The sequence below is a fragment of the Pseudobutyrivibrio sp. genome, assembly GCF_017471675.1.
GTDB lineage: Bacteria > Bacillota > Clostridia > Lachnospirales > Lachnospiraceae > Pseudobutyrivibrio.
In genome coordinates, this window is sequence record NZ_JAFUSK010000008.1 from 1 (window position 1) to 4,414 (window position 4,414).

Annotated in this window: 4 protein-coding genes; all 4 read right to left on the reverse strand. The window is 36.7% G+C overall.

Features of this window, described 5'->3' with window-relative positions:
• Nucleotides 1–5 precede the first annotated feature (5 nt).
• Nucleotides 6–782, reverse strand: a complete 777-nt coding sequence (locus tag IJ535_RS01670; RefSeq protein WP_294297961.1) for a TPM domain-containing protein — start codon at nt 780–782, stop codon at nt 6–8.
• Nucleotides 769–2,388, reverse strand: a complete 1,620-nt coding sequence (locus IJ535_RS01675; protein ID WP_294297964.1) for a hypothetical protein — start codon at nt 2,386–2,388, stop codon at nt 769–771. The genes IJ535_RS01670 and IJ535_RS01675 overlap by 14 nt, the downstream gene beginning before the upstream one ends.
• Before the next feature lie 18 nt (nt 2,389–2,406).
• Entirely contained in the window at nt 2,407–3,534 is a 1,128-nt protein-coding gene (locus IJ535_RS01680; protein ID WP_294297967.1) for an SPFH domain-containing protein, read from the reverse strand.
• 90 nt (nt 3,535–3,624) lie between these two features.
• A complete protein-coding gene (locus IJ535_RS01685; RefSeq protein WP_294297969.1) occupies nt 3,625–4,293 on the reverse strand; it encodes a UDP-N-acetylglucosamine pyrophosphorylase in 669 nt (222 codons plus the stop codon).
• Nucleotides 4,294–4,414 lie beyond the last annotated feature (121 nt).

Here is a 4,414-nt window from a genome sequence, read left to right on the forward strand (position 1 = left end):
AATCCTTAGAAGCTATGACCGCCACCAGAGTGACCACCGCCCCCTCCACCTGAGGAAAAGCCGCCGCCTCCGCCTGAGGAAAAGCCACCTCCACCACCTGAAGAGAACCCACCGCTGCTGTTTGATTCATGTCTTAAAACTCTTTTAGAATCATATATTGTGGCGCCGCCAACAAATGACGCTCCAGCAAGTAGCATTTCCATTTCACCTGTATTTTTTATAAGTGCTTTTCTATCTTTTGTTGCTACAAAAAACGCCAACAGGAAGCCTAATATAATTGAAACTAAGAAGGTTACAGCAAATCTCATAGGTCTAAGAATAGCACCTTCGTGAACCAATGTATCTGCTTGTTCAAATACATGTAAAATACAATTATAGTAGTCTCCTTTTGATGCATATCTATAAACATTATCTGTAATATCAATAGAATCTGCATCCTTTATCTTATATTGGATTTCTCCGTAGCCAGATAAATGAATTCTTCTATCATACATATCAACTATGAATGCAATACCATCTGATTTTTCACCAAAGGATTCATCATAATATGCATAAAGAATTTCATCCTCGTTGTCACCATAATCATGTGAAGAGGTTGTTACCACAAGATAATTAATGCTACTATCCAAGGTTTTCAAATATTTTTCCAGTTGAATATATTCATCGCTTGATAGTAATTCAGCATCATCATAAATAATAACGTTCTTGTCTGCAGCATAGGCTTTTGTACTAATTAATAAGCATGCTAAAAATGCATAAAGCACAATTCTAATTTTTCGCATTTTCCAACTTTCCTCCCTTCTTTCCAAACTGAGGCGAAGGATGAGTTGCAAAACGATTGTACTCATTCACCATTGCATTTATAGAAATAAGAATAACTGCAAATACTACAATAAGCGCCGTATAGTAATAAATATCATTTGCCAAATCCATAATATGAATTACAAATGAAACTATAGCGCTAAATACTCCTAAAGAAGTTACAAGCTTTTTTCCATGACCTATTCTAATGAAGGAAAGCACTAATAATACTCCGCTTGCAATATAAATAATAGGTGGAAGCACTAACGAAAATATCCTAAACAAGAATGACATAATTATTAATAAAAACTGAAAATCGAAAACTGCAAATATTAATACAGCGATTCCAATTGTAATAAGTACTCCAACCAAATTTTCTGTATTAAATGTCTTTTTCTTTTTAGGCTTTATCTCATACTTTTTAGCATTTTCAGCTGTACCATAATAGCCTTTGTCATCCAGATGATTATCAAATCTGTAGGTTTCATTAGCAATTTTAGCCCCGACGAAGGCGATTATAGATGATATTAAACAAGCAAATGCGCACAATCCCTTAACATCATAACTAAAGCTAAATATAAAGCTAAGCATAAGCATTGCCACAAAAATCACAAGTGATGCAATGACAGCCCAATTAAACATCTTTTTCTTTTCAATAGGCATATCAATATATGTTTCGCCAGAAGCTCCATTTATTATGGAATAAGAAACTCTGTCATTAGTTCTGGTTGTCATAAAATATAGTGGTAGATAAGCTCCTTCGCAGCCTTTATAGCTAAGCTTTCCGTCTATTTGTTGCCTTATATCTGTTTCCTGGCCGCCTTTTAGAGTATACTCTCCTGCTTTAGCCACTACCCTCTTATAAACATAATCATAGGCTTTATCGCTAGAATCTTCCAAATATAAATCCTGATTGACAGATGAATTTTCAACAAAAAAGCCAGCTAAAAAATTCGGATTAAAATCTATTAAATCACCCATTGGAAATGGTTCAAGCTCTGAAGCAATAGTGTCATCTAAGGTTTCTGAAGCATCAAATGGCACCTTTAAATGCTGCACTTCTACCTTAACCTTAATTTTAGCTAAATCAGTAACCTCGTAGCTTCCGGAATCATATCGATGAATACCAGCATATTCTACCTCGTCATAAATACTATAGTCATATAGATAATATGGTGTATATAAACCAACAAGCTTTTCTACATTCTTCTTATCTCTCAATCCATCTGGAGCAAAATGAATTTTAGCAGTTTTTTCTATATATTTCTTTTGTGCATCTTCCTTATCCAGATTAAAGGGCATAATGTATTTAGGAGCTCCAGCCGTAGAAAAGCGTTCCTCCATTGTAGCCTGATTACCGCAATATGGACAAAACTCCATACCATCGTTATCAATAAGCTGGATTTCGCCAGCACAACAAGGACAGGTGTAAATCTTAGTGTTTACACCTGTCTCATTAATATCATCCGTAGGTTTGTAAGTATATGGATTGGTAGGTTCACCGCATGATGTGCAAATAAGCCTTGTACTTTTAACATTGAACCTTAACTGCCCACCACAATTTGGGCATGGAAACATAGTTGCCATATTTTAATACCTCACTAGTTATGGTCTCTTAGTTCCACAGTTCACGCAGAAGTTACCAAAATTTTCATTTCCGCAATTTGGGCAGAACCATCTATTGCCTACAGCTGCACCTTGATTTGCTGCGCCTGCCATCTGATTAGCGCCTGTTGTAGCTGCTCCAGCATTTAATAAATCCTGAGCGTTTGCTCCACCAGCCTGCATTGCCATATTCATTCCCATAAAGCCCATCATAGCTCCGTTAGGATTGCTTGCTGCATTTTTCATAGCCTCTGCCTGTGCACCGATTAATGCTGCACCTGCCATAGACTGATTTCTAAAGGCACCAGTCTTCTGAAGCTCTTTAAGAGTAGCCGCATCCTCATCAGGGATTACAGTTGTAAGAATCTGAACAGATGTAATTGCAAGACCATACTTATTAGTCCAGTCTGAATTAAGCTCTTCTCCCATTGCTTCAGACATTTCCTTAGTGTAGCTAGGAATTGCAGAAGGTCTAACACCTAAATTTGTAAGCTTTCCAAGAGCTGGCTGTAAAGCTGCGATAAATGTAGCTCTAAGCTGGTCCTGAATATCTTCTATTGTATATTCGTCTTTAACGTTGCCAGCCAAAGAAACATATAGCTGTGTAGGATCAGAAACTCTCATGCTGTAATTTCCGTTGCATTTAAGAGTTGTATCCATATCAAGACCAACATTATTATCAAGAATTCTAAAAGGAATTGGGCTAGGTGTACCAAACTTAAGTCCAACAATATCCTTTGTGTTTACAAAATAAACCCTCTGCTGAACAGGCTTTTCACCACCAAAAGTAAATCTACGGCCAAACTCCTTGAAAATATCGCCGAAATCTCCAGCAAAAATTGATGCTGAGCCGTTTTCTTCCCATTCATAAGCGCCTGCTTCGGCTGCCACATCTATAATCTTTCCACTATCAACTAAAAGAGCACACTGGCCTTCATTAACAATTATGGCAGAGCCCTTTGTAATTACATCAGCATCCCCCTTTGTGTTAGAGCTTCTTCCAGAGACCTTATGTTCTGCTCTTTTAACTAAAGTATCAGCAGACATGGAATCTGAGACAAAAAGTTCCTTCCATTGATTTGCAAGTTCGCCAGAAACCGAACCTTTAAATGCTTGTATTAATCCCATATTTTCGCCTCCCTAATAAAATAATCTTTTTTTATTTTACCAAAAAGGACTCATCCTATAAAGAATGAGTCCTAAAAAATTTTAAATTTATTAATTTTTCTTAACAATGTTATCCTGGCTCTTGAAAATGCTGTCAGCCTCTACTACTCCACGAACTGGAGAAAGAGGATATACATTTGAGCGAGGGCAAACTACTGTACCAGGATTAAGTACTGAGTTACAACCTACCTCTACGTTGTCGCCAAGCATAGCTCCGAATTTCTTTAATCCTGTTTCAATTTTCTCACCATCACGGGATTTTACAACAACAAGTGTCTTATCCTGCTTTACGTTAGATGTAATAGAGCCAGCACCCATATGTGACTTATAGCCTAAAACAGAATCTCCAACATAATTGTAATGTGGAACCTGAACATTATTGAAAAGAACTACGTTTTTAAGCTCAGTAGAGTTACCAACTACACAGTTCTTACCAACAATTGCAGAGCCTCTAACAAATGCACACTGTCTAACCTCTGCATCCTCATCAATAATTAGTGGACCATGAAGATATGCTGAATCAAAAACTGTAGCAGACTTTGCTACCCAAATATCCTCGCCTCTCTTTTCATACTTTTCTGGATCAAGAGTAGGCCCAAGCTTCTTAATGAAATCAGAAATCTCTGGAAGAACTTCCCATGGATATTCCTTACCCTCAAACAAATCCTTAGCAATAGTCTCGTTTAAATTATACATAGATTTAATTTTACACTGTTCCATTATTATACTCCTATCATGCATTATTGTTGACCATTATAATTTTCAAACTCAAACTCAGTTCTAAATTCATCATTGAGCTTAAGTCTCGCATCAAAGAATAAACCTTTTTTACTCAAAAATC